21 protein-coding genes are annotated in these 22357 nt (G+C 60.7%); 6 read left to right on the top strand and 15 right to left on the bottom strand.

Annotated features, from left to right (window positions below):
• Positions 1–46: 46 nt before the first annotated feature.
• The 3 genes from truA to pdxB all read right to left on the bottom strand — a co-directional run bounded on the left by truA (position 47) and on the right by pdxB (position 3081).
• Entirely contained in the window at positions 47–868 is an 822-nt protein-coding gene (gene truA / locus DDT56_RS10505; protein ID WP_136166402.1) for a tRNA pseudouridine(38-40) synthase TruA, read from the bottom strand.
• Positions 868–1878, bottom strand: coding sequence for an aspartate-semialdehyde dehydrogenase (locus tag DDT56_RS10500; protein WP_136166401.1), 1011 nt, complete (start codon positions 1876–1878; stop codon positions 868–870). The genes truA and DDT56_RS10500 overlap by 1 nt, the downstream gene beginning before the upstream one ends.
• Before the next feature lie 66 nt (positions 1879–1944).
• Positions 1945–3081 (bottom strand): 4-phosphoerythronate dehydrogenase PdxB, encoded by a 1137-nt coding sequence (gene pdxB / locus DDT56_RS10495; RefSeq protein WP_136166400.1) that lies wholly within the window; start codon positions 3079–3081, stop codon positions 1945–1947.
• Between the two features lie 250 nt (positions 3082–3331).
• On the opposite strand from pdxB, the gene DDT56_RS10490 reads away from it, so the two are divergent.
• Both DDT56_RS10490 and flk read left to right on the top strand, forming a co-directional pair.
• The gene (locus DDT56_RS10490) at positions 3332–4225 is read left to right on the top strand and encodes a DMT family transporter (protein ID WP_136166399.1); all 894 of its coding nucleotides are present in this window, start codon (positions 3332–3334) and stop codon (positions 4223–4225) included.
• A gap of 161 nt (positions 4226–4386) precedes the next feature.
• Positions 4387–5592 carry a flagella biosynthesis regulator Flk gene (gene flk / locus DDT56_RS10485; protein ID WP_136166398.1) on the top strand — a complete coding sequence of 402 codons (1206 nt, stop codon included), beginning with the start codon at positions 4387–4389 and terminating at the stop codon, positions 5590–5592.
• A 95-nt stretch (positions 5593–5687) separates the two neighbouring features.
• Here flk and fabB read toward each other — a convergent pair whose 3' ends face one another.
• Positions 5688–6902 (bottom strand): beta-ketoacyl-ACP synthase I, encoded by a 1215-nt coding sequence (gene fabB / locus DDT56_RS10480; RefSeq protein WP_136166397.1) that lies wholly within the window; start codon positions 6900–6902, stop codon positions 5688–5690.
• A gap of 159 nt (positions 6903–7061) precedes the next feature.
• Between fabB and mnmC the strand changes: the two genes are divergently transcribed.
• Positions 7062–9080, top strand: coding sequence for a bifunctional tRNA (5-methylaminomethyl-2-thiouridine)(34)-methyltransferase MnmC2/FAD-dependent 5-carboxymethylaminomethyl-2-thiouridine(34) oxidoreductase MnmC1 (gene mnmC / locus DDT56_RS10475; protein ID WP_136166396.1), 2019 nt, complete (start codon positions 7062–7064; stop codon positions 9078–9080).
• Between the two features lie 61 nt (positions 9081–9141).
• Here mnmC and DDT56_RS10470 read toward each other — a convergent pair whose 3' ends face one another.
• Genes DDT56_RS10470 through prmB form a run of 6 tightly spaced genes read right to left on the bottom strand, consistent with a single transcriptional unit; the run spans position 9142 to position 13740 of the window.
• The gene (locus DDT56_RS10470) at positions 9142–9429 is read right to left on the bottom strand and encodes a YfcL family protein (protein WP_136166395.1); all 288 of its coding nucleotides are present in this window, start codon (positions 9427–9429) and stop codon (positions 9142–9144) included.
• A gap of 34 nt (positions 9430–9463) precedes the next feature.
• Complete coding sequence (locus tag DDT56_RS10465; protein ID WP_168197610.1) at positions 9464–10009, bottom strand: elongation factor P hydroxylase; 546 nt, start codon at positions 10007–10009, stop codon at positions 9464–9466.
• A 14-nt stretch (positions 10010–10023) separates the two neighbouring features.
• Positions 10024–10824: a sulfite exporter TauE/SafE family protein gene (locus DDT56_RS10460; RefSeq protein WP_136166393.1), complete on the bottom strand. Its 801-nt coding sequence runs from the start codon at positions 10822–10824 to the stop codon at positions 10024–10026.
• Between the two features lie 3 nt (positions 10825–10827).
• Positions 10828–11673: a penicillin-insensitive murein endopeptidase gene (gene mepA / locus DDT56_RS10455; RefSeq protein WP_136166562.1), complete on the bottom strand. Its 846-nt coding sequence runs from the start codon at positions 11671–11673 to the stop codon at positions 10828–10830.
• Positions 11674–11679: 6 nt separating this feature from the next.
• Entirely contained in the window at positions 11680–12765 is a 1086-nt protein-coding gene (aroC, locus tag DDT56_RS10450; protein WP_136166392.1) for a chorismate synthase, read from the bottom strand.
• A 42-nt stretch (positions 12766–12807) separates the two neighbouring features.
• The gene (gene prmB, locus DDT56_RS10445) at positions 12808–13740 is read right to left on the bottom strand and encodes a 50S ribosomal protein L3 N(5)-glutamine methyltransferase (RefSeq protein ID WP_136166391.1); all 933 of its coding nucleotides are present in this window, start codon (positions 13738–13740) and stop codon (positions 12808–12810) included.
• 25 nt (positions 13741–13765) lie between these two features.
• On the opposite strand from prmB, the gene DDT56_RS24385 reads away from it, so the two are divergent.
• Together DDT56_RS24385 and smrB are read left to right on the top strand one after the other, a co-directional pair.
• A complete protein-coding gene (locus tag DDT56_RS24385) occupies positions 13766–13915 on the top strand; it encodes a hypothetical protein (RefSeq protein ID WP_168197605.1) in 150 nt (49 codons plus the stop codon).
• Between the two features lie 17 nt (positions 13916–13932).
• A complete protein-coding gene (gene smrB, locus DDT56_RS10440) occupies positions 13933–14475 on the top strand; it encodes an endonuclease SmrB (protein WP_136166390.1) in 543 nt (180 codons plus the stop codon).
• 31 nt (positions 14476–14506) lie between these two features.
• On the opposite strand, the gene sixA is transcribed toward smrB, so the two are convergent.
• The 5 genes from sixA to DDT56_RS10415 form a co-directional block, all read right to left on the bottom strand.
• Positions 14507–14989 (bottom strand): phosphohistidine phosphatase SixA, encoded by a 483-nt coding sequence (gene sixA / locus DDT56_RS10435; RefSeq protein WP_136166389.1) that lies wholly within the window; start codon positions 14987–14989, stop codon positions 14507–14509.
• Between the two features lie 187 nt (positions 14990–15176).
• Positions 15177–17396, bottom strand: a complete 2220-nt coding sequence (gene fadJ / locus DDT56_RS10430; protein ID WP_136166388.1) for a fatty acid oxidation complex subunit alpha FadJ — start codon at positions 17394–17396, stop codon at positions 15177–15179.
• Positions 17393–18706, bottom strand: coding sequence for an acetyl-CoA C-acyltransferase FadI (gene fadI, locus DDT56_RS10425; protein WP_136166387.1), 1314 nt, complete (start codon positions 18704–18706; stop codon positions 17393–17395). Before fadI ends, fadJ begins: the two co-directional genes overlap by 4 nt.
• Before the next feature lie 130 nt (positions 18707–18836).
• Positions 18837–20030: a M20 family metallopeptidase gene (locus DDT56_RS10420; protein WP_136166386.1), complete on the bottom strand. Its 1194-nt coding sequence runs from the start codon at positions 20028–20030 to the stop codon at positions 18837–18839.
• Between the two features lie 283 nt (positions 20031–20313).
• Positions 20314–20610, bottom strand: coding sequence for a YfcZ/YiiS family protein (locus tag DDT56_RS10415; protein WP_136166561.1), 297 nt, complete (start codon positions 20608–20610; stop codon positions 20314–20316).
• 390 nt (positions 20611–21000) lie between these two features.
• Here DDT56_RS10415 and fadL point away from each other — a divergent pair, with 390 nt between their 5' ends.
• On the top strand, positions 21001–22266 hold the full coding sequence (gene fadL / locus DDT56_RS10410; protein WP_136166385.1) for a long-chain fatty acid transporter FadL: 1266 nt from the start codon (positions 21001–21003) through the stop codon (positions 22264–22266).
• Positions 22267–22357 lie beyond the last annotated feature (91 nt).

The raw sequence follows: 22357 nt of genomic DNA, 5'->3' as shown, positions 1-22357 counted from the left end.
TTACCTCTGGCCGCCATAAGCCGGCCAGAAACGAGTCACCCGGAAACTAATCGTCTAAAAACAAAGGCCCCATCACCGGCTGCGGTAAAGCAAAACGCGCGGGATAATCCACCGCGACCAGATACAGCCCTTCGGCTCTGGCCGTCGCCGCCGCCAACGAGCGATCTTTCGCCGCCAGCAGCTCCGCAATCCACCCTTCCGGCTGATTACCGCAGCCCACTTCCATCAGGCTACCGACGATATTGCGCACCATATGGTGGACAAACGCATTGGCCTTAATATCTACCACGATATAAGCGCCATGACGCGTAACCTTTAAATGATTTACATTGCGCCAGGGAGTGCGCGACTGGCACTGCACGGCGCGAAAAGAGGTGAAATCGTTCTCTCCCAGCAGGCACTGGCCGGCACGTTCCATCCGCCCGGCGTCCAGCGGCAGATAGCAATGGGTGACGCCCCTGGCCAGCACCGCGGGACGGTAGCGATGATTATAGATGACGTAACGATAACGGCGCGCGGTGGCGCTGAAACGGGCGTGAAAATCATCATCCACCGTTTTTACCCAGCGCACCGCGATATCCGGCGGCAAATTGGCGTTGACGCCCATCGTCCAGGCCGCGTCTTTGCGCGCCGCCCGCGTCGCAAAGTGCACCACCTGCCCGGTGGCGTGCACGCCGGCGTCGGTGCGTCCGGCGCAGAACACCGCGATCGGTTCATTCGCCACCTTGCTCAACGCCCGTTCGAGACAGCCCTGTACGCTGTCGACCTCCGCCTGCCGCTGCCAGCCATAGTAGCGGCTGCCGTCATACTCTATCCCCAGCGCAATTTTCAGCGCGGCACTCTCCTCCGCCAGCATCGGTTGCGACATTACCCCAGATACTCCCGCACCAGACGCTCCGCCGTTTCCACCGCCATCAGCGCGCCGCCGAAGCGAACGTTATCCGCCACCGACCAGAACTGCAGCAGCTCGGGAATACCGTAATCATTACGCAAGCAGCCGATGCTCAGCAGCACATTGCCGGAGGCGTCGCCCACCTGCGTCGGGTAATCCTGCTCTTCGCTGAGCTCGATATCGCCGGCCTGCAGCAGTTCGTCCCGCGCTTCCTCCGCGGAAAGCGGACGCAGCGCCTCCAGATGCACCACCTGAGCATGGCCGTAAAACACCGGCGACTGGATGCAGGTGACGGAGACCGGCAGCCCTTCATCCTGCAGGACCTTACGCACCTGATCCACCAGGCGGCGCTCTTCGCGCACGCTGCCTTCATTATCAGGCAACAGCGGCAGCAGATTGAACGCCAGCTGTTTGGGGAATATCCCCGCCTCAGGCGGAATGCCGTTCAGCAAACGCGCGCTTTGGCCGGCCAAATCATCCACCGCCGCTTTGCCGCGCGCGGAAACCGACAGCATATTGGTGACGTGCAGGCGGGATAACCCGGCCGCTTCCGTCAGTGGCTTAATCGCCGTCAGCAGTTGGCTGGTCAGGCTATCCGCCACCGCCACGATATTACGGTTGCGGTAATCGGCCAGCGCGTGGGCGTTAACCCCCGGCACCACCAGCGGCACGTCCGGCTCCAGGGCGAACAGGCCGCTGCTGTCGATAACCAGACACCCGGCATCTCCCGCCTCTTGCGCATAGCGCGCGCTGGCTTCCTCGCCGGCGACAAAGAACGCCAGATGCGCCTGCGACCAGTCGAAATCCGCCGCATCTTCCACCGGGCGGGATTTACCGTTAAAACGGATGATTTCCCCCACGCTGCGTTCGCTGGCCAGCGGATAGAGTTCACCCACCGGGAATTCACGCTCCTGCAATAACTCCAGCAACGCCGAGCCTACGGCGCCCGTGGCGCCCAGCAGAGCAATATTCCAGCCGTCAGACATGTGGTTATTCTCCCCAAACTTGTAAATAAAACACGATTACCGCCGCGTTGGCGCAGTAGCGGCGCGTCACAGGCCGGCGGCCGGCGACGCGGTGAATCCCAATTTGTTCAGGCATTGCGCGCTGGCGTCGTCGGCGCAGATAATATGCAGCGACGACCATTCGCGCCGCTCCTGATAATGGCGGCGCAGGCGATCGAACCCGCCTTCCTGATGCGCCGCATGGCGCAACAGGGCGTCATCCCGGCGCACATCATACACCAGATGCACCAGGCGCTTTAATAACGCTTCATCCAGGGGCGAGGCGACGGTCAGCGTGGAGAATTCCGGCGGCGGCAGCAACGAAGACAACGCCACCCGCTGCGGATTGCAGATAAACCGGCTCCACGCCTCAAACACCTGGGTGGTGCCGCGGGCCTTGCCTTCCAGCGTATAGCCGGCGATATGCGCGGTTCCCACGTCCGCCAGCGCCAGCAGTTCGGTGGACAAAGCCGGCTCAGGCTCCCAGACGTCGAGAATAACGCTGAGTTTTTTCCCCTGTTTTAACGCCTTCAGCAGCGCGGCGTTATCCACCACCGGACCGCGGCAGGCGTTAATCAGAATGCGCCCGTCGGCGAAATCATGCAGCACCGCCTCATCAACCAGATGGTGGGTCCGGTACGCGCCGTCAAGGTATAACGGCGTATGCAGCGTCAGGATATCCGCATCGCGCACCAGCGCCTCCAGCGGCAGGAAATTTTCATCATCGCCCCGCTCCGCCCTGGGAGGATCGCACAATAATGTTTTGACTCCCCAGGCTTTCAGCCGTTCATTCAGCCGGCCGCCCACGTTGCCGACGCCGACAATCCCGACGGTTTTATCACGCAGTTGGAATCCATCCCGTTCGGCAAGCATCAGCAGAGAAGAAAAGACATATTCGACAACGGCTATCGCATTGCAGCCCGGCGCCGCCGAGAAGCCGATGCCGTTGGCGTCGAGCCAGTTCCGGTCAACGTGATCGGTGCCCGCCGTGGCGCTGCCGACAAACTTTATCTCGCTGCCGGCCAGCAGTTCGGCATTCACTTTCGTTACCGAACGCACCATCAGCGCATCGGCGCCGTTCAGCGCGGCGCGCGGCAGCGGTCGCCCCGGCACCGTCTGAACCTCGCCCAGGCGGCTAAACAGTTCGCGTGCGTACGGCATATTTTCGTCAACCAGAATCTTCATTACCTTCCCCGGTAACCTGTTACCCTGAAAAAAGAGGGTGGCTATTTTGCCACTGAATGGGGAGGAAGCCCAACGCTATCGGCCGCCGGAGTACGCCTTTATTGCCGATTTCCGCCGCAAACGCGGCGGGATAGCCCCGCGCGGCGCGGAAGCCTGACCGGCGGATCGCTGATTTTGTCTATGGAGATTAAGCGCAACGGTATTAAACTCAGCGGCTGTTGTTTAGTTATCATCATTGAGAATCCCTATTTTGAATTCCCTGTTCCCTATTATTGCCGTGCTGATCTGGTCGGTTAATGTCATCGTCAATAAACTCTCCGCCACCGTCATCGATCCGGCGGCCATCTCTTTTTATCGCTGGCTGCTGGCCTTTATGGTAATGACGCCGTTTATGCTGCCGGGCATCGGCAGGCACCTGGCCACCATTCGCCAATACGGCTGGAAACTGCTGGCGCTCGGACTGCTGGGCATGGTGCTGTATCAGAGTCTGGCTTACTACGCGGCGCACACCATCAGCGCGCTGATGATGGGGATTCTGGGATCGCTCATTCCGCTGCTCACCGTGTTGATCAGCATTCCGCTGCTGCGCATTGCGCCGACGGTGGGCATCGTTTGCGGCGGATTGCTGTCGTTCGGCGGCATCGTCTGGCTGATCAGCGCCGGCCATCCGCAACAAATTCTTGCCCAGGGCATCGGCGCCGGTGAAATCATGATGTTCGGCGCCGTCTGCGCCTATGCGCTCTATGGCGTATTAACCAAACGCTGGAACATCCCCTTGCCCAACTGGCTGTCGCTTTACGTGCAGATTGCCCTTGCCGTGGTCCTGCTGCTGCCCAATTTTTTGCTGACGGAAAATGTGCGCCTCACCGCTCAGAACATGCCGCTGGTCGCCTTCGCCGGCATTATGGCGTCGATTATCGCGCCTTTCCTGTGGATCCTCGGGGTGATGCGCCTGGGCGCCGGCACCGCGTCCGTCTTTATGAACCTGATGCCGTTATTCACCGCCGCCATCGCCATTATTTTCCTCCATGAGCCGTTACACGGCTACCACCTGATCGGCGGCGGGATTGCGCTGCTGGGGGTCATTCTGGCGCAGCGGTTGCGCACCCCGTTGGCCAAGGCGAAGTCGCGCGGCGCCCATTAGCGGGCGGACGGCGCGGGGCCGGCGGCAAAGGCCGGATTCAGCGGACGTTCAGCGCTTATCTGTGACTATCGAACGGCGATGGAGCTTGCTATGATTCGTCTCAATAATTGAGACTGCCTGCCCATCGTCAGGCCCCATTAGCAGCGGTGAGGATAATCGGTATGCAACCTGTAAGCGGCCCAGGAGCCCCACTGCCCGGCGATCGCGCTGTCAGTCCGCAGGCTACTTCACCGGCGGCCAATACGCCGGGGACTGACGGCGGCGATGCGCCGCTGACGCCCGCACAGCGCGCCACGCTTGAAAACCTGATGGTTAAAATCGTCGCGCTCGGCACGTTAAAAGCGAGCGAAGTCTGGAGCAGCGTGAAGCAAGGGCTGGGGCTACAGGAAAACGCCGAGTTGACCTCACGCCACTATCAGCCGGCGGAGCAGCAGTTGCAAACGCGCTTAACCCAGACGCAAGCGCAGGATAACGGCGCCCGCCAGCAGCTGATGCAACGGGTGACGGAGTTGCTCACCCAGGGGAATAACCGACAGGTGGTCAGTGATTTTATCCATCAGCAATTCGGCCATACCACGCTGAGCTCACTGAACAAAGCGCAACTGCAACAGGTGGTGACGCTGTTGCAACCCGGACCGACGGCGCCCGCTAATGCGGCGTCCACCCAGCCGCACTCCGCTGCCAACCCGCTTGAACGTTCCCTTTCGCCTGCCGAGCAGCATAGCCTGAACCAGTTGGTCACCCGTCTGGCGTCACAGAGCGGCGACCAGCCGGCAAAAATCTGGACCACGCTGATGACGATGCAGAACCTCCATTCCAGGGAGGCGATTCCGCTAAAAAATCTGCCGTTGCTGACCCAGTTCCTGCAAACGCAGGCGTCGTTGCAGCAGTTGCCGACCGCTTTACCGCCGCCTTTACCGCAGGGTGCGCCGACAACCCTCGCCCCCGATGCCGCGCCGAATCAACCTGCGGCGAACGCCGCCCAGCCGGCAGCCGGCACGGCCAACGCGGCCTCCATATTGCCGCAGACCGCCGCCGCGCAGACTGCGATTGCGACGCTGCAGGCGGCGTTGCCGCAGCCGCTCACTACCCAGGAGCAGCAAATGCTGCTGGACTATATGCAGAACCGTTTTAACGCCGGATGGCAGACGCCGCTGGCGCCGATGCAGCTTAGCGAGGCGCTCACCTTCCTGTTCACCCAGCGCATACAGCGCGCGCAGGAAACCGACTGGACGGCGCCGCAGCCGCTGCTGAACCCGCTTATCGCCGCATTGCCGCTTAACTGGCCGGCGTTATTCCAGAAATCGATGTTCTGGACCATCGCCGGCGTTGGCGTGGCGCTATTTCTGTTATGGGTGGTATTCTGATTTCGCCCGCGGCGGAAAAGGAAACGCCCTGCAGGCAGGGCGCAACGGGGGTACGTTCTCAGCCCGCCTGACGCGGGCTGACGATCGACGCGTGGTTACCGCTCGAACTTTCTCATCACCAGCGTGGCGTTGGTGCCGCCGAAACCGAAACCGTTCGACATCACGGTGGTCAGCTTGCGCTCCGTCGGCTCGGTGATGACGTTCATCCCGATCGCCTGCTCATCCAGCGTTTCCACGTTGATGCTCGGCGCGATAAAGCCGTGCTCCAGCATCAGCAGGGTGTAAATCGCTTCCTGCACGCCCGCCGCCCCCAGCGAGTGGCCGGTCATGGCTTTGGTGGCGGAGATGGCCGGAACATTGTCGCCGAACACTTCGCGGATCGCCCCCAGCTCTTTCACATCGCCAACCGGGGTGGAGGTGCCGTGGGTGTTGATATAATCAATCGGGGTATCCACGTCCTGCAGCGCCATCTTCATGCAGCGCATGGCGCCTTCGCCGGAGGGAGCGACCATATCCGCGCCGTCGGACGTCGCGCCGTAGCCGATGATTTCGCCGTAGATGCGCGCGCCGCGCGCCAGCGCATGTTCCAGCTCTTCAACCACCACGATGCCGCCGCCGCCGGCGATAACGAAACCGTCGCGATCGGCGTCATAGGTACGGGAAGCCTTTTCCGGCGTCTCGTTATATTTGGTGGACAGCGCGCCCATGGCGTCGAATTCACAGGCCATTTCCCAGCACAGCTCCTCGCCGCCGCCGGCGAATACCACATCCTGTTTACCCAGTTGGATCATCTCCACCGCGTTGCCGATACAGTGCGCGGAGGTCGCACAGGCGGAGCTGATGGAGTAGTTGACGCCGCGGATTTTAAACGGCGTCGCCAGACAGGCGGAAACGCCCGAAGCCATGGACTTGGTGACCATATAGGGACCCACGCCGCGCAGCCCTTTGGCCCGCATGCCGTCGGTGCCGACAACCTGATTACGCGGAGAACCGCCGCCGGACCCGACGATCAGACCGGTACGATCGTTGGAAACCTGATCGTCGCTTAACCCGGAATCTTTAATCGCCTGTTCCATAGACAGATAAGCATAAATCGATGCATCACTCATAAAGCGCACAACTTTGCGATCGATGAGGCCTGTGGTGTCCAGTTTAACGTTACCCCAGACGTGACTACGCATGCCGGAATCTTTCAGCTCCTGAGAAAAAGTAATACCCGAGCGGCCTTCCCGCAGAGATGCCAGAACTTCCTCCTGGTTATTACCTATGCTTGATACGATCCCCAGACCAGTAATCACTGCACGTTTCATTCAATACCTCTTCCACTTATAAAGTTTGGGATTTCGCAACGCACTTTAGCGTACAGTTGTACGCTGAACAAGTCCGATCAGACGAAGTGTTGCTAAATTTGCTCCGCGGCGGGCGGACCGTTAAAATCGCCGCACCGCCTGAATAATGAGTCATTTGCCGTGAATAACCGCCCCGTTCAACATGCGTCGTTGAGCTGGAACGAACAGGGTACACCTGTATCGCAACAGTTTGATGACGTCTATTTTTCCAATCAGGATGGGCTGGCGGAGACCCGTTACGTGTTTTTACAGGGCAACCGGTTTCCCGAACGTTTTCTCACCCACGCGCGTGAAAACTGCGTGGTGGCGGAAACCGGCTTCGGCACCGGGCTGAATTTTCTGACGCTGTGGCAGGCTTTCGATGCCTTCCGCACCCAACATCCCAACGCGCCCCTGCGTCGTTTGCATTTCATCAGTTTTGAAAAATTTCCGCTGCGGCGGCACGATCTGGCCGCGGCGCACGCCCAATGGCCGGAACTGGCGGCATACGCCGCGGAATTGCGACGGCAATGGCCGTTGCCCCTGTCCGGCTGCCACCGTCTGATTCTGGCCCAGGGCGGCGTCACGCTCGACCTGTGGTTTGGCGACGTCAACGCGCTGCTGCCCACGCTGGACGACTCGCTGCATCATCAGGTCGACGCCTGGTTTCTCGATGGCTTCGCGCCGTCCAAAAACCCGGACATGTGGACGGATAACCTGTTTCAAGCCATGGCGCGCCTTGGCCGGGATCAGGGCACCTTCGCCACCTTTACCTCCGCCGGCTTCGTGCGCCGGGGGCTGCGGCAGGCGGGGTTTAGCGTCAGTAAAATCAAAGGATTCGGCCGTAAACGCGAAATGCTGAGCGGCTATCTTCCCGACGGCATCGCCGCCCCGTCCGCCGCCCCCTGGTATGCCCGGCCGCCGGCCGCGGCAACCGACGATATCGCCATTATCGGCGGCGGCATCGCCGGCGTGCTGACCGCCCTGGCCCTGCAGCGACGCGGCGCGCGGGTGACGCTGTACTGCGCCGACCAACAACCGGCGCAGGGCGCGTCCGGCAACCGCCAGGGCGCGCTCTACCCTCTGCTGAACGACAGGCACGACGCCCTGTCGCGCTTCTTCGCCGCCGCCTTCACCTTCGCCCGCCGCCAGTATGACGAACTGGCGGCGCAGGGCGTCGCTTTTGAACATCAGTGGTGCGGCGTCAGCCAACTGGCCTATGACGAAAAAAGCGCCCGCAAGGTTGCGCAGATTTTACAGGGCGCGTGGCCGCCTGAGCTGGTTTTCGGCGCCACGGCGCGGCAGCTTGAAGAGGTGAACGGCCTGACGCTGGGCGCCGGCGGCGTTACCTACCCCGACGGCGGCTGGCTGTGCCCGGCGGAGCTGACCGCCTCGGCGCTGGAGCTGGCGCGGCGACAGGGGCTGACGCTACGGATGAACGCCGCCGTCACCGCGCTGGAACCAACCGCCGCCGGCTGGCGACTGACGCTCAACGGCCGGCAACAGGCTGAGCACGCCACGCTGATTCTCGCCAACGGGCACGCGCTGGCGGACTGGCCGCAAACCCGCCATCTGCCGTGCTATGCGGTGCGCGGCCAGGTCAGCCATATTCCGACCACCCCGGCGCTGCGGCGGCTGAAACAGGTGCTTTGCTATGACGGCTATCTGACGCCGATCAGCCCGCGGCATCAGGAACACTGCATCGGCGCCAGCTATCAGCGCGGCGATAGCGCCACCGGCTACCGGGACGATGAACAGCAGGAAAATCGCCGGCGTCTGCTGAACTGCCTGCCGCGGGCGGAATGGGCGCAGCAGATCGATATCAGCGGCCGTCAGGCGCGCCAGGGCGTGCGCTGCGCGCTGCGCGACCATTTGCCGCTGGTGGGCGCGGTCGCCGACTATCAGCGGACGCTGGACTGTTACCGGCATCTGTCGCCGCAGCGGCGCGACGCGCAAAACCTGCCGCCGGCTCCGGTCTACCCCAACCTGTTTATCATCGGCGCGCTGGGGTCGCGCGGACTCTGCTCCGCCCCGCTGGCGGCGGAGATTCTGGCCTCGCAGATTTACGGCGAACCCCTGCCGCTGGATGGCGACGCGCTGGAGGCGCTGAACCCTAATCGATTCTGGATCAGAAAATTGCTCAAGGGGCGACCGGTTTGACCGGACGAAAGCCCAGGCGCGGCGATCGTCGTCGCGTCTGGGCGGGCAGGGTTAGGGGAAGTTAGTGCGTTTGCCGGCTCCGCGCCTGCTGGAATAAATTATCCCACATGCGGTTGACCAGGATCTGATCCGGCGGGGAAAGCTCGCCGTTTTTTATCGCTTTATCAATGCTGTCGCTGACTCGCGCATGTAAAGCCTCCAGCGTGTGTTCGCCATTTTCTTCGGCTTCCGCCACCGACACCGTCAAATGACCGCGCAAATACCCGCCGGCAAAAAGTTCATCGTCGCTGGCATGCTCCACCATGTCATCAATCAGCGCCAGAATACGCGCCTCAAATTCTGCGATCATTTATCATCCTCGGTTAAACTGTTTTCCGCGCCGCTCAGCAGAGGTCGGCGGGATACGGAAAGCTCGCCGCCGTCAGCGGCGGCGTATGGTAAAACGTCTGTAACGCATGAATAAAGCGCGCCGGCCGCGGCGGGATCCCCTGCTGCAGATAGTGCATCACCTGCGCATGGACCCGACGTTGAAAAGCAATGCGATCCGGTTCGCCGTCGCCGTTCAGATTATCGCAGCTTACGTTGAACGGAAAACCCGCCGCGACGCAGAACAGCCAGTCGAGCGCCTGCGGTTTAATTTCCGCGTCCTCAAAGCGGGACTGCGTCTGCGCATCGCGTCCGTCCGGGCAATACCAGTAGCCGAAGTCGACCTGTAGGCGCCGCTGCTCGCCGGCGATGCACCAATGGGAAATCTCATGCAGCGCGCTGGCGTAAAAACCGTGCGCGAAGATAATCCGGTGGTACGGCGCCTGCTCGTCCGCCGGCAGGTAGATTGGCTCATCGTCGCCTTTAACCAGCCGCGTGTTGTACTCCTCGCTGAAGCAGGCGGCAAAGATATCGATCAGTTGCTGGTAGTGATGGCAACCCATATTACTCACCGTCATCAGAAAAATTGTCCCAGCCAACGGGCGATCTCGCCGCCGTGGCTGTCATAAATCAGTTTGCAGCTCATAATGGCGGAGACGATCACCAGCATGGGACGAATCAGCTTCTGGCCTTTGCTCAGCACCATTTTGGCGCCGAGACGCGCGCCGATAAACTGCCCCGCCAGCATGACCAGTCCCAGCCCCCATACCACTTTCCCGCCCAGCATAAAAAACAGCAGCCCGCCGAAATTGGAGGTGAAATTGAGGATTTTGGCATGAGCGGTGGCCTTGGCCAGATTAAAACCGCTCAGGGTGACGAACGCCAGCGCATAAAAGGATCCGGCGCCGGGGCCGAAAAAACCGTCGTAAAATCCGACGCCGCAGCCGGCGATAATCGCAAAGGGAACGGCGGACAGGCGGCGCTGACGATCCTCATCGCCGATCTTCGGCGACAGCAGGAAATAGAGCCCGATGCCGATAATCAGCAGCGGCAGCAGCTGGCGCAGAAAATCGGCGTGGATCTGCTGAATCAGCCAGGCGCCAAAGGTTGAGCCCACAAAGGTTAAGGCGATGGCCAGCTTCTGTTCGCCCAGGCGGACCGCCCGGCGACGGATAAAATAGAGGCTGGCGGAAAACGAACCGCCCACGGATTGCAGCTTATTGGTCGCCAGCGCCTGGGCGGGCGACAGCCCGACGGCCAGCAAAGCCGGCACGCACAATAGCCCGCCGCCGCCGGCGATGGAGTCGATAAACCCGGCCAGCACGGCGACGAAGAACAAAATGACCAATATTTCCGGCCCGACGACAAACCAGTCCATGCGTTATTCCGCGACGAAATGTCTGTCGAGCAGAGCCTGACAAGACGGAGGTAAAGGTGGCGGCGATGTTTTGACCGGCGACTCATGCCCCGGCTGACGCGGCTGGAACCAGCTGGTCAACTCCGCGCCGCAGCCATCGCCGGCGGGCGGCGAATCCTGCTCCTGACACTCCAGGCTATCCGCCGGACAGCGCAGGCGAACGTGCATATGCGCGCGATGCCCGAACCAGGGGCGCACCTTGCGCAGCCAGTCGCGATCCTGACCGGCCTCGGCGCACAGCTGTTTTTTTATCGCCGGGTTGACGAAAATTCGCGTCACGTCATGGTCTTGCGCCGCCAGTTTCACCAGCGTGGTCACTTCGGGCTGCCAGACGCGCGGATTAACCTGACGCCCGTTGGTCATAACCAGATCGATAGGCTGCGGTTTAATCAGCTGCTGCTCGCTCCAGCGCCGTTTGGGCAGTTGCAGCCAGATATCGACATCCAGACCGGACTGATGGCTGGCGTGGCCGCTGCTGAAACGCCCTCCCACCGGCATGCCCATATCGCCAATCAACACATTGGCGGCGGTACGGCGTTTCACATTGGCGCTCAGGCGATGAATAAACGCCAGCAGATCGGGGTGACCGAAATAGCGTCGCTGATCGACGCGCATCACCTGATAATCAGGCGATTGCAGCGGCAGCGGTTGGGCGCCGATAATACAGCCGTTGGAAAAGCCGCCGATGGACTGCGGCGCGCCCGCCACCGGGTGCGTCATTTCCTGCCAGGGGGTTTTCGCCCACCCGGTCTGCATCCACCCTGACGCACTGAGCGCCAGGGCGATAACCCCGATAAACCCTTTTTTCATCATCTTTTACCAGCGGGGAACCTGACTTGCTACATCGCCGCACTGCGCGCGCTGGCGCAGCAGGTGATCCATTAACACGATCGCCATCATTGCCTCGGCGATCGGCACCGCACGGATCCCCACGCAGGGATCGTGACGTCCGCGGGTCACCATTTCCGTCGCTTCACCCTGACGGTTAATGGTTCGCCCCGGCACCATAATGCTGGAGGTGGGCTTCAGCGCCAGATGCGCCACAATATGCTGTCCGCTGCTGATGCCGCCCAAAATCCCCCCGGCGTGATTGCTCTGGAAACCCTGCGGGGTAATCTCATCGCGGTTTTCGCTGCCGCGCCTGGCGACTACCGCAAAACCGTCGCCAATCTCCACCCCTTTCACCGCATTGATGCTCATCAGGGCGTGCGCCAGATCGGCGTCCAGGCGATCGAACACCGGTTCGCCCAGCCCGGCGGGAACGGATTCCGCCACCACGCTGACCTTGGCGCCGATGGAATCGCCCTCTTTTTTCAGCGCCCGCATCAGCTCATCCAAGGCTTCCAGCTTGTCGGCATCGGGACAGAAGAACGGATTCTGCTCGACCAGATCCCAGTCTTTCAATTCGCAGGTTATCTCGCCGATTTGCGACAGATAGCCGCGAATTTTCACGCCGTGCCGCTGTTGCAGATATTTTTTCGCTATCGCGCCGGCCGCGACGCGCATCGCGGTTTCCCGGGCGGAAGAACGCCCGCCGCCGCGATAGTCGCGCAGGCCGTACTTTTGTTCATAGGTGTAGTCGGCGTGGCCGGGGCGGAAAACGTCCTTGATGGCGCTGTAATCCTGCGAGCGCTGGTCGGTATTTTCGATCAGCAGACCAATGCTGGTGCCGGTGGTAACGCCTTCAAACACCCCGGAAAGAATACGCACCCGATCGGGCTCGCGGCGCTGAGTGGTGTAGCGCGACGTTCCCGGACGACGCCGGTCCAGATCCTGTTGCAGATCCGCCTCCGTCAGCGGGATCCCCGGCGGTACGCCGTCAACAACACAGCCCAGGGCGATTCCGTGGGACTCACCAAATGTGGTGACGCGGAAAAACTGCCCGATACTGTTTCCTGCCATCACAACTCCTTAGCCTATACAGATAGGGTTAACCATCGCGAATCAGTCGCGGTAAATGCTGAAATATTCTTTACAATCAATTAGCTGAGACCTGGTCAACGTAAACACGCCCTCTCCGCCGTTGGCGAATTCCAGCCAGGTGAACGGAATGGCGGGATATTGCTCGATCAGGTGCACCATGCTGTTGCCCACTTCGCAAATCAGCACGCCGTCGTCGCTGAGGTAATCCGGCGCGCTCGCCAGAATGCGGCGCACCAGGTTCAGGCCGTCGCTGCCCGCCGCCAATCCCAGTTCGGGTTCATAGCGGAACTCCTGCGGCAGATCCGCCATATCCTCTTCATCCACATAAGGCGGATTGGTGACGATCAGGTCGTACGCAATAGCCGGCAGATCGCGAAACAGGTCGGAGCGAATCGGGGTGACGCGGTATTCCACGCCGTGTTGCTGAATATTTTGCTCGGTCACCGCCAGCACATCGTCGGAGATATCCACCGCGTCCACTTCCGCCTGCGGAAACGCCTGGGCGCAGGCGATGGCGATACAGCCGCTGCCGGTGCACATATCCAGAATATGGCCTGGCGCTTTAGGCAACTGGTCGGCGAAATAATTGCCGATCAGTTCGCCGATGGGCGAACGCGGCACCAGAACCCGCTCGTCAACGTAAAACTCCAGCCCGCAGAACCAGGCCTTGTTGGTCAGATAAGCCACCGGGACGCGCTCGTTTACCCGGCGGATAACGCGTTCGACGATACGATGACGCTCGCTGGACGTCAGGCGGGAAGTATACATATCCTCAGGAATGTCCAGCGGCAGGAACAGACTGGGAAGCACCAGCTGTACCGCTTCGTCCCAGGGATTATCCGTGCCGTGACCATAGTAGACATTGGCTGCGTTAAACCGACTGACCGCCCAGCGCAGCATATCCTGAATGGTATGAAGATCGCTGACGGCCTCATCGACGAAAATTTTGTCCAAGCTTGTCCTCCGCAGACACATCTGAATGGAAATTGGCGCTGTTACTCAAAGTAAGAAGGGCATAGTTTGCCATGAAGCCCGCGACAAATCAGCAGATATAACCGGCGGAACTAAAGGTTGCGCCGACTTTTATTTAGCAGCCGCCAAGAGAAAAGGTAAACTGAGCGGATATTGATGCGGAGTGAGCGGCCAATGAGTAATAAATATTCGCTGAACGACGAAGAATTGCAGCTTTTTCGTACTTCAGTCTCCGGCGCTAAAAAATTACGCCAGGATACCTATGTCCATAAGCCGGTTCGTCCCAAAACCGGCGAACTGCCTCCCCGGCGGGCGCTGCGGGAGCAGGCCGACGCCAGCTTTTACTTTTCGGACGAATTTCAGCCGCAGTTGGAAAGCGAGGGGCCGACGCGCTACGTGCGCCCCGGCGCCAGCCATTACGAGTTGAAAAAACTGCGGCGGGGCGACTACTCCCCGGAACTGTTTCTCGACCTGCACGGCCTGACGCAGTTGCAGGCGAAACAGGAGCTGGGCGCGCTGCTCGCCGCCTGCCGCCGGGAACACGTTTATTGCGCCTGCGTGATGCACGGCCACGGCAAACGCATTCTGAAACAGCAGACGCCGCTGTGGCTGGCGCAGCACCCGGACGTGCTGGCTTTCCATCAGGCGCCCAAGGAGTTCGGCGGCGACGCCGCGCTGCTGATACTGGTGGCGCTGGAGGCGCCGTCGCTCGGCTAGCCGGGGCGGCGGGAGGTCGGCGCGGCGGCGATTACCTCTTCAGCGCCAGCTGCGCCGGACTCACCTGCCAGTCAAACACGCCGCGCCCCGATGGGGCATCAATGCTCACACAGGCAATGCCGGAGGTGGCGAACATGGGGGCGTTTTCAGCGGGACACAACTCCGCGACCAGATAGCCGACCAACGGCAGATGCGAGACGACCAGCACCGCTTCCGTCCCCTCTTTGGCCAGGGCTTGCAGATAGCTGCCGACAAAGCCGGCATCGCCGCCGGGGGTGAGCTCGGGCAGGCATTCATCCCCCTCGGGCAAGGGCAATAGCCCCCGGATCGCCTCCAGCGTTTGCCGGGCGCGCAGATAAGGACTGACCAAAATATGATCAATATCCAGCTGCTGGTTGTTCAGCCAGCTTGCCATCTTGCGCGACTCATCATAGCCGCGCGCGCTCAAAGGCCGCTGCGCGTCGCTGGCCGCATCAGGTACCGCATCGCCATGACGCATAATCAAAACTTGCATATCACACCGCTATTTGACGAACATATCGTAATTAAAAGGCTTATAAAGCAATCAGTCGTTGTATAAGCACACGCTGAAGCAGGACGATACAGGCTATCACGAAAACCGTTATCGCCGCTCCCTGATGTAAATTTAACCGTCCGGTAAAGCGCACTTTCTACCTTAGTTGTTGGCTGGGCGTCAATCATTAACCCGCGTCGACCGGCGCATCGCCGGGCGGAAGCGCCGACGGCGCAACCTCGTCCGGTAGCGGGTAGAACCGCCGCTGACCGTCCCGCATGGCCAGCAAGGCTTCGCAGGGCGCAAACCTGTCGCCATACTGCTGCTGCAATACCTGCAACGTTTTTACCACCGTGGCGATGCCAAGGCGATCCATATAATGGAACGGACCGCCGAGAAACGGGGGAAAACCGATGCCGAACACCGCGCCGATATCCCCGTCGCGCGCGCTGCGGATCACCTTTTCATCCAGACAGCGGGCCGCTTCGTTCAGCAGCAGCATCACGCAGCGCTGGCCGATCAGCGCCGGGTCGAGATGCGCTTTCGGGGTCACGTCCAGCAGCGGATAGATGGAAGCGTCCACCTCTCTGGCCTTATGCCGCCAATGGAAATAGCGTTTCCGGTTATAGCGATAAAACCCTTTGCCGTTTTTACGCCCTTTACGGCCATCCTTCAGGACGGCGTCAAAGGTGGGGGGCGGGATAAAACGCTCCCCGAACGCCTGACCGAGCACCGGTACGATTTTAGTGGCGACGTCGATGCCGACTTCATCCAGCAGCGTCAACGGGCCGACCGGAAAACCAAAGCGCACCAGGGCATAATCGATCGACTCCACCGGTTCGCCTTCCAGCAGACAGTAGGCGGCTTCATTAACGTAGGGCGCCAGGATACGGTTAACGTAAAAGCCCGCGCTATCGGCCACCACAATCGCCGTTTTACCCTGTTTTCGCGCCAGCGCCAGCGTGGCGGCAATGGTTTCGGCGCTGGTGTGCGCGTGCGGAATCACTTCCACCAGCGGCATTTTATCCACCGGGCTAAAGTAATGCAGGCCGATCACCTGCTGCGGGCGCAGGGCTTGCGCGGCGATCTGGTGAATCGGCAATGACGAGGTATTCGAGGCAAAGATGGTATGCGGCGCGGCATGGCGCTCCACCTCGGCCACCATCTGCCGTTTCAGCGACAGATCCTCAAACACCGCTTCAATCACCATGTCGCTCTGTTCGAATCCCCGGTAATCGGTGCTGCCGGAAATCAGGCTCATCAGGCGTTGCCGCTCGGCAGGCGGCATACGCCGGCGTTCCACCCGTTTGGTCAGCAGTTGCCAGCTGTAGTTCAGCGCACGGTTAATGCCCTGCTCATCAATATCTTTAATGCGCACCGGCAAGCCGCCGCGCACCGCCGTGACGCTGGCGATACCGCCGCCCATCAGCCCGCCCCCCAGAATCCCCACCCGGCGGATGGGGGGCGCCGCAGCGCCGCCGGACTCTTTTTTTAACGACGTCGAGGCAAAAAACAGACTGCGCAGCGCGGCGGACTGCGGCGTCATAACCAGCTTACCGAAGGCGCGGGCCTCAAGCCGGTAGCCTTCGGCCGCGCCTTTTTCCATTCCGCGGCGAATCACCTGAATTATCCGCTCCGTCGCCGGGTAATTGCCGTGCGTTTTGGCTCGCGTTTTGCGCTTAACGATATTGAAAAACAGCGGCCGGATCGCCGGGCTCGCCAACAGGCGGGCGCGCCAGTCCGGCGGCGATGCTTTACGCTTACCCTGCCTGATCGTCTCCAGCGCCGTTTGCAGCAAAATACTGTGCGGCACCGCGTCGTCCACCAGCCCCAGTTTTAGCGCCTGCGCGGCGCGGACGTGGCGCCCGGTGAGGATGATATCCAGCGCCGGCCCGACGCCGATCAGCCGGGGTAAGCGCTGGGTGCCGCCGGAGCCGGGCAACAGGCCGAGCTTGACCTCCGGCAGCCCCAGCAGCGTTTTTTCATCCAGCGAACACAGGCGGTAATCGCAGGCCAGCGCCAGTTCCAGCCCGCCGCCCAGACAGGCGCCGTGAATCGCCGCGACCACCGGGAAAGGCAGCGCGGCGATATAGGCAAAGGTTTCCTGCCCCTTTCGGGCCAGATCCTGCGCCTGTTCGGCGCTGGCGCAGCCGTCCAGCATGGCAATATCCGCGCCGGCGATAAACGAATCCGCCTTGGCGGACACCAGCACCAGCCCGCGCAGCGCCGCATGTTGCTGAGCCTGTTCGATAACCTTGACGATCTGCTCGGCAAATTCGCTTTTCAGCGTATTGACCTTTTCTCCCGGCACGTCAATGGTGACGATGCCGATATTGTCCGGGCGGATAGCGAGGGAAAAAGCCGAAGCCTCGGCAAGGGATGCGGATAACGGTTGCCTATCGTTCATGGCGTCACCTCCAGTACCATTGCGGCGCCCAGTCCTCCCGCCGCACAGGCGGTGGTCAACCCCAGCCCGCCGCCGCGGCGGCGCAGTTCGTGCAACGTCTGGGTAATCATCCGGGCGCCGGTAGCGGCAAACGGATGTCCGTAGGCAATGGAGCCGCCGAGCACGTTGAATTTCTCCATCTCCACCTCGCCCAGCGGCGCCGGCCGCCCCAGTCGGCGGCGGGCGAAATCCTCGCTGGCGAACATTTTCAGGTTCGCCAGCGTCTGGGCGGCAAAGGCTTCGTGCATATCGATCAGCGCCAGATCGGACAACGCCACCCCGGCCCGCGCCAACGCCAGCGGAGAGGCGTAAGCCGGTCCCAGCAACATATCCTCCCGCACGCCGATGGCGCTAAAGGCATAACTGAGCAGATAGCCCAGCGGGGTAATCCCCAGACTTTTGGCTTTCGATTCGCTCATCAGCACAATCGCCGCCGCCCCGTCGGTCAACGGCGTGCTGTTGGCCGCCGTTACGCTGCCGTGCCTGCGGTCAAAGGCCGGCCGCAGGCGGGCATAATGCTCCGGCGCCGAGTCGCGACGCACGTTATTATCCTCGGCCAGCGCCTGCCGGTAAGGCGGCACGTACGCCGTCATCACCTCGTCGCGCAGCAGCCCCTCCTGCCAGGCGCGGGCGGCCAGACGATGCGAGCGATGCGCCAGCGCGTCCTGCTCTTCCCGCGTAATGCCGTAGGTTTTCGCCATTTGTTCCGCCGTATCGCCCATGCGCAGGCCGGTGGAGTATTCCGCCACCGGGGGGGCGACGGGCAGCAAATCCCTGGGGCGCAGCCGGGCGAGCAGTTTAAGGCGCTGGCGCAGCGTGCGGGCTTTGCTGATATCGACCAAGGTTGCGGCGAGGCGTTTACTCACCCCGATCGGCAGCACCGAGGATGAGTCCGCCCCGCCGGCAATCCCCACTTCGACGACGCCCGCCATAATGCTTTCCGCCACGTTGGCCACCGCCTGAAAACTGGTGGCGCAGGCGCGGGATACGCTGTACGCGTCGGTATGCACGCTCATCCCCGTTCCCAGCACGATTTCCCTGGCGATATTGGGCGCCTCCGGCATTTGCACCACCTGACCGAAAACCAGCAGGTCGATCAGTTCGGGATCGATGCCGGTGCGAATAAGCAGCTCATTCACCACGATTTTTCCCATGTCCACGGCCGGCACGCCATGATAGGCCGTCGCCTGACGGGCAAACGGGGTACGTAATCCGCCGACAATCGCCACGCGATCGCCACGACGGGTTATCAGTGGTAACACCTCGCTCATAAACGCTCCCTTGTTAACTGAAAAAAATCGAGCCTGCGCCCAACAGGTCAGACCTGATCTGATTGTTAACCAGATAGTTACATTACGCAAACCGCGGCGAGGCAAAATGAGAGGGGAAACGTCCGGCCGGCTAGTGCGTGCGCTGAAAATCCGCTTTCACCGCCGCCAGCAACGACGGTTCGGTCAGCAGACGATAGCCGGACAACGCCAGCGACTGCGCGGCAATCAACAGCGCATGGTCGCCCCGTTCGGAGACCGACGCCTCGCGAAAAGCCGGCGTATGGCCGACGAGATCGTCCGGGCCGATTTTAATATAGCAGTGACTTACCGGTACGACGTGGCTCACGTTGCCGGCATCCGTGGAGCCCAGACCGCGACGCGGCTGGTCGGACAGTTGTTCACCCAGCGCGCTCAGCTCCGCGCCCACCACCTCATCCAGCGTGCGGTTGATAATCAGATCCTTGATGGCGTTTTGAAAACGCTCGATCCTTACCGTACCGCCGGTAGCCAGCGCCGCCCCTTGCGCTATCGCCCGGACTTTTTCGCTTACCGCCAGCGTGCGTTGCCAGGTCGAGGCGCGGATATAAAAGCGCGCGGCGGCATACTCGGGGATAATGTTCGGCGCATCGCCGCCATGGGTGATAATGCCATGGATGCGCACATCGCCGGGCAGTTGCTGGCGCAACGCGTTGATGCCGGTAAAAAGCTGGATCACCGCATCCAGAGCGTTAACGCCCTCCTCCGGCGACGCCGAGGCGTGGGCCGCCCGCCCGGTAAAATGAAAATCCAGCGGATCGACCGCCAGGCTGGCGGACGTCAGCTGGGTTTTACCGGAAGCATGGATCATCAGCGCGGCGTCGATATCGTCAAACAGGCCGGCGTCGGCAAAGCTGCCCTTGGCGCTGCCGTTCGGCCCCCCTTCTTCCGCCGGCGTGCCGAAGACCCAGACCTCGCCTCCCGTCTGATCGATAACCTGCGACAAGGCAACGGCCGCCGCCACGCTGCCGGTGCCTATCAGGTTATGACCGCAGGCGTGGCCCAGCCCCGGCAGCGCGTCATATTCCGCCAGATAACCAATGCGCGGCCCGCTATGCCTTTCCCCTTTGCGGGCGATAAACCCGGTTTCGTGCCCGGCGACGTTCTGGATGATGTCAAATCCCGCCTCACGCAGCACGTCGACCAGCGTTTCGGCGGCGAAATATTCCTGATTGCCGATTTCCGGCCGGGCGTGAATCTGATGGCTGACCCGCAGATAGCGCTGAGCGCAGCGTTCAATATGGGACTGAATCTGTGCCCGGTGGCGGGCGGTATTCACTGTGCTCATCTTTGCAACCTGTTAGCGAACGATAATCTTGAAATTAAATAGAATCACAGAATTATCTGCCAGTGATAAAAATAGCTATCCTATTGCAATTGACGGCTAAAGCAGAGGGCCGCGCCTGGCGTCGCCGAGAGTGAGAATATTGCGGGAGAATGGCGTGTTGCGAGAGGAGAATCCGACGGGCGGGCATCAATATACCCGCCCGCTTTCAGGTTGCGGGCATGCCGACTTCCCGCACCAGGAAATTTAGCGGCCGACTACCGCGGCGCGCCTGAAGCAAGGCCGCTTAACGCAGCCCGAGCTGGAAAATCATCGTTTCAGCCTGGCAGCTGAAGGTGAAGTCAATGTCCAGCTTCACGCCGCCGTCCACGCTTTCCAGCCGGCTGTCGATCTGGCAAGGATCCGACTCCACCGAACGGGCTTTATCCGTCAGCGCCTGCAGCGTGGCCTCAGCCTCGGCCCGATCGGTAAAGACTTTACTGTAAGACGCGGTGCAATCGGTGTTATCCATCACCGTGCCAACATCCACGCAGCAGCAGGCAGCGGTTTCTTCGGCAGAACATTTGTTTATGGCGTTTGTCATCATTCCTTCCTCATACGGCAGAGATCTGTACAGCAGCTATGAGCCGGTTCAAAAAAGCTTACTTTCCGCTCTATTCTACTCACCGGATCAGTTCAGCACTAGAACTTACTGCCCGCCGCGGCATTTAGTGAGAACCGTCACATTCCATTGTTATAGCAGGGTAAAATTTCGCTAATTCTCGCCTTTGAAATCAACCAAAATGTTAAGCAGATCTTATTTCTGTATCAATTAAGACATATTTTAACTACATGTAAGTAACATTTAAATATTCCCCACATATACTTTGGCAACTGGTCCGATTTGCCAGATTGAGAGCGCCCCCTACAATGCGCGTCCCTTGTTACCTCATGTAACAAAGTTAACTCACGAGCACATAAAGAGGTTTTGGTCATGAGCCAAAAAAACCGGTTAAAACAATCCGCAATTGCTGTTGCAGTGGCACTGGTTTCAGCAAACGCGTCCGCGGCTGGCTTCCAGCTAAACGAATACTCATCGTCAGGTCTGGGACGCGCGTTTTCCGGTGAAGGCGCCATCGCGGATAACGCCGCCTCCGGCAGCCGTAACCCGGCGACCATGACCCTGTTTGATCGTCCCTCTTTCTCCGGCGGCGTGACCTATATCAACCCGGATATCGATCTGAACGGTTCAAGCTCATCCGGCCAAAACGCCGATGCCAAAAACATTGCGCCCCATGCCTGGGTGCCGAACCTGCACTTTGTTATGCCGCTTAACGATCGGTGGGCCATCGGCGCTTCCGCCGTGACCAATTACGGTCTGGCGACGGAATTCAACGACAATTACGTCGCGGGCTCCATCGGCGGCAAAACCGATCTAGTGACCTCCAACCTGAACCTGAGCGCCGCGTATCGCCTGAATCAGCACTTCAGCTTTGGTCTCGGGGTGAATGCGGTATATGCCGATGCGAAAATCGTTCGCCATGCGGGGGAACTGGCGCCGGCGCTTGGTTTACAGTCCTCCTCCGAAATCTCTCGTCTGGAGGGAAAAGAGTGGGGCTACGGCTGGAACGCCGGCATTCTGTATGAAGTGGATGAAAACAACCGCTACGGCCTGACCTACCGTTCCAAAGTCGATATCGATTTTAACGGCGATTACAGCAACGACATCCCTGTCGCCATCGGCGGCACCGGCGGAGCGACCATTCCCGGCAAACTGACGCTGAATCTGCCGGAAATGTGGGAAGCGTCGGCCTACCATCGCGTGGCGCCCAAGTGGGCGGTGCATTACAGCCTGGCCTACACCAGCTGGAGCCAGTTCCAGGAGCTAAAAGCGACGGGTAATAATGGGCGGACGCTATTCCAGAAAGAAGAAGGTTTCCGCGACGCCTACCGTATCGCCCTGGGCACCACCTATTACCATGACGATAACTGGACCTTCCGCGGCGGCATCGCCTTTGACGACAGCCCGGTTCCCGCCGACAAGCGCTCCGTCTCCATTCCGGATCAGGACCGTTTCTGGCTGAGCGCCGGCACCACCTACGCCTTTAATAAAGACGCGTCCGTGGACGTCGGGGTTTCCTATATGCACGGTAAGAAAGTCACCATCCGCGAATCGGATCCCGTGGGGGTAAACACTTATACCTACAGCTCTGAAGGCAAGGCCTGGCTGTACGGCGTAAACCTGAATTACGCGTTCTAAACCCGCGCTTCGTACGTAAAAAAGGCCGCTTGCGCGGCCTTACAGACTGATGACAAAGTCCTGGCCTCTCAGCCAGGACTTTGATCTAATA

The sequence above is a fragment of the Brenneria corticis genome (genome assembly GCF_003115855.1).
GTDB classification, from domain to species: Bacteria; Pseudomonadota; Gammaproteobacteria; order Enterobacterales; family Enterobacteriaceae; genus Brenneria; species Brenneria corticis.
Note: the sequence above shows the minus strand (reverse complement) of the source record. Positions and strands in the feature narration are given on the sequence as shown.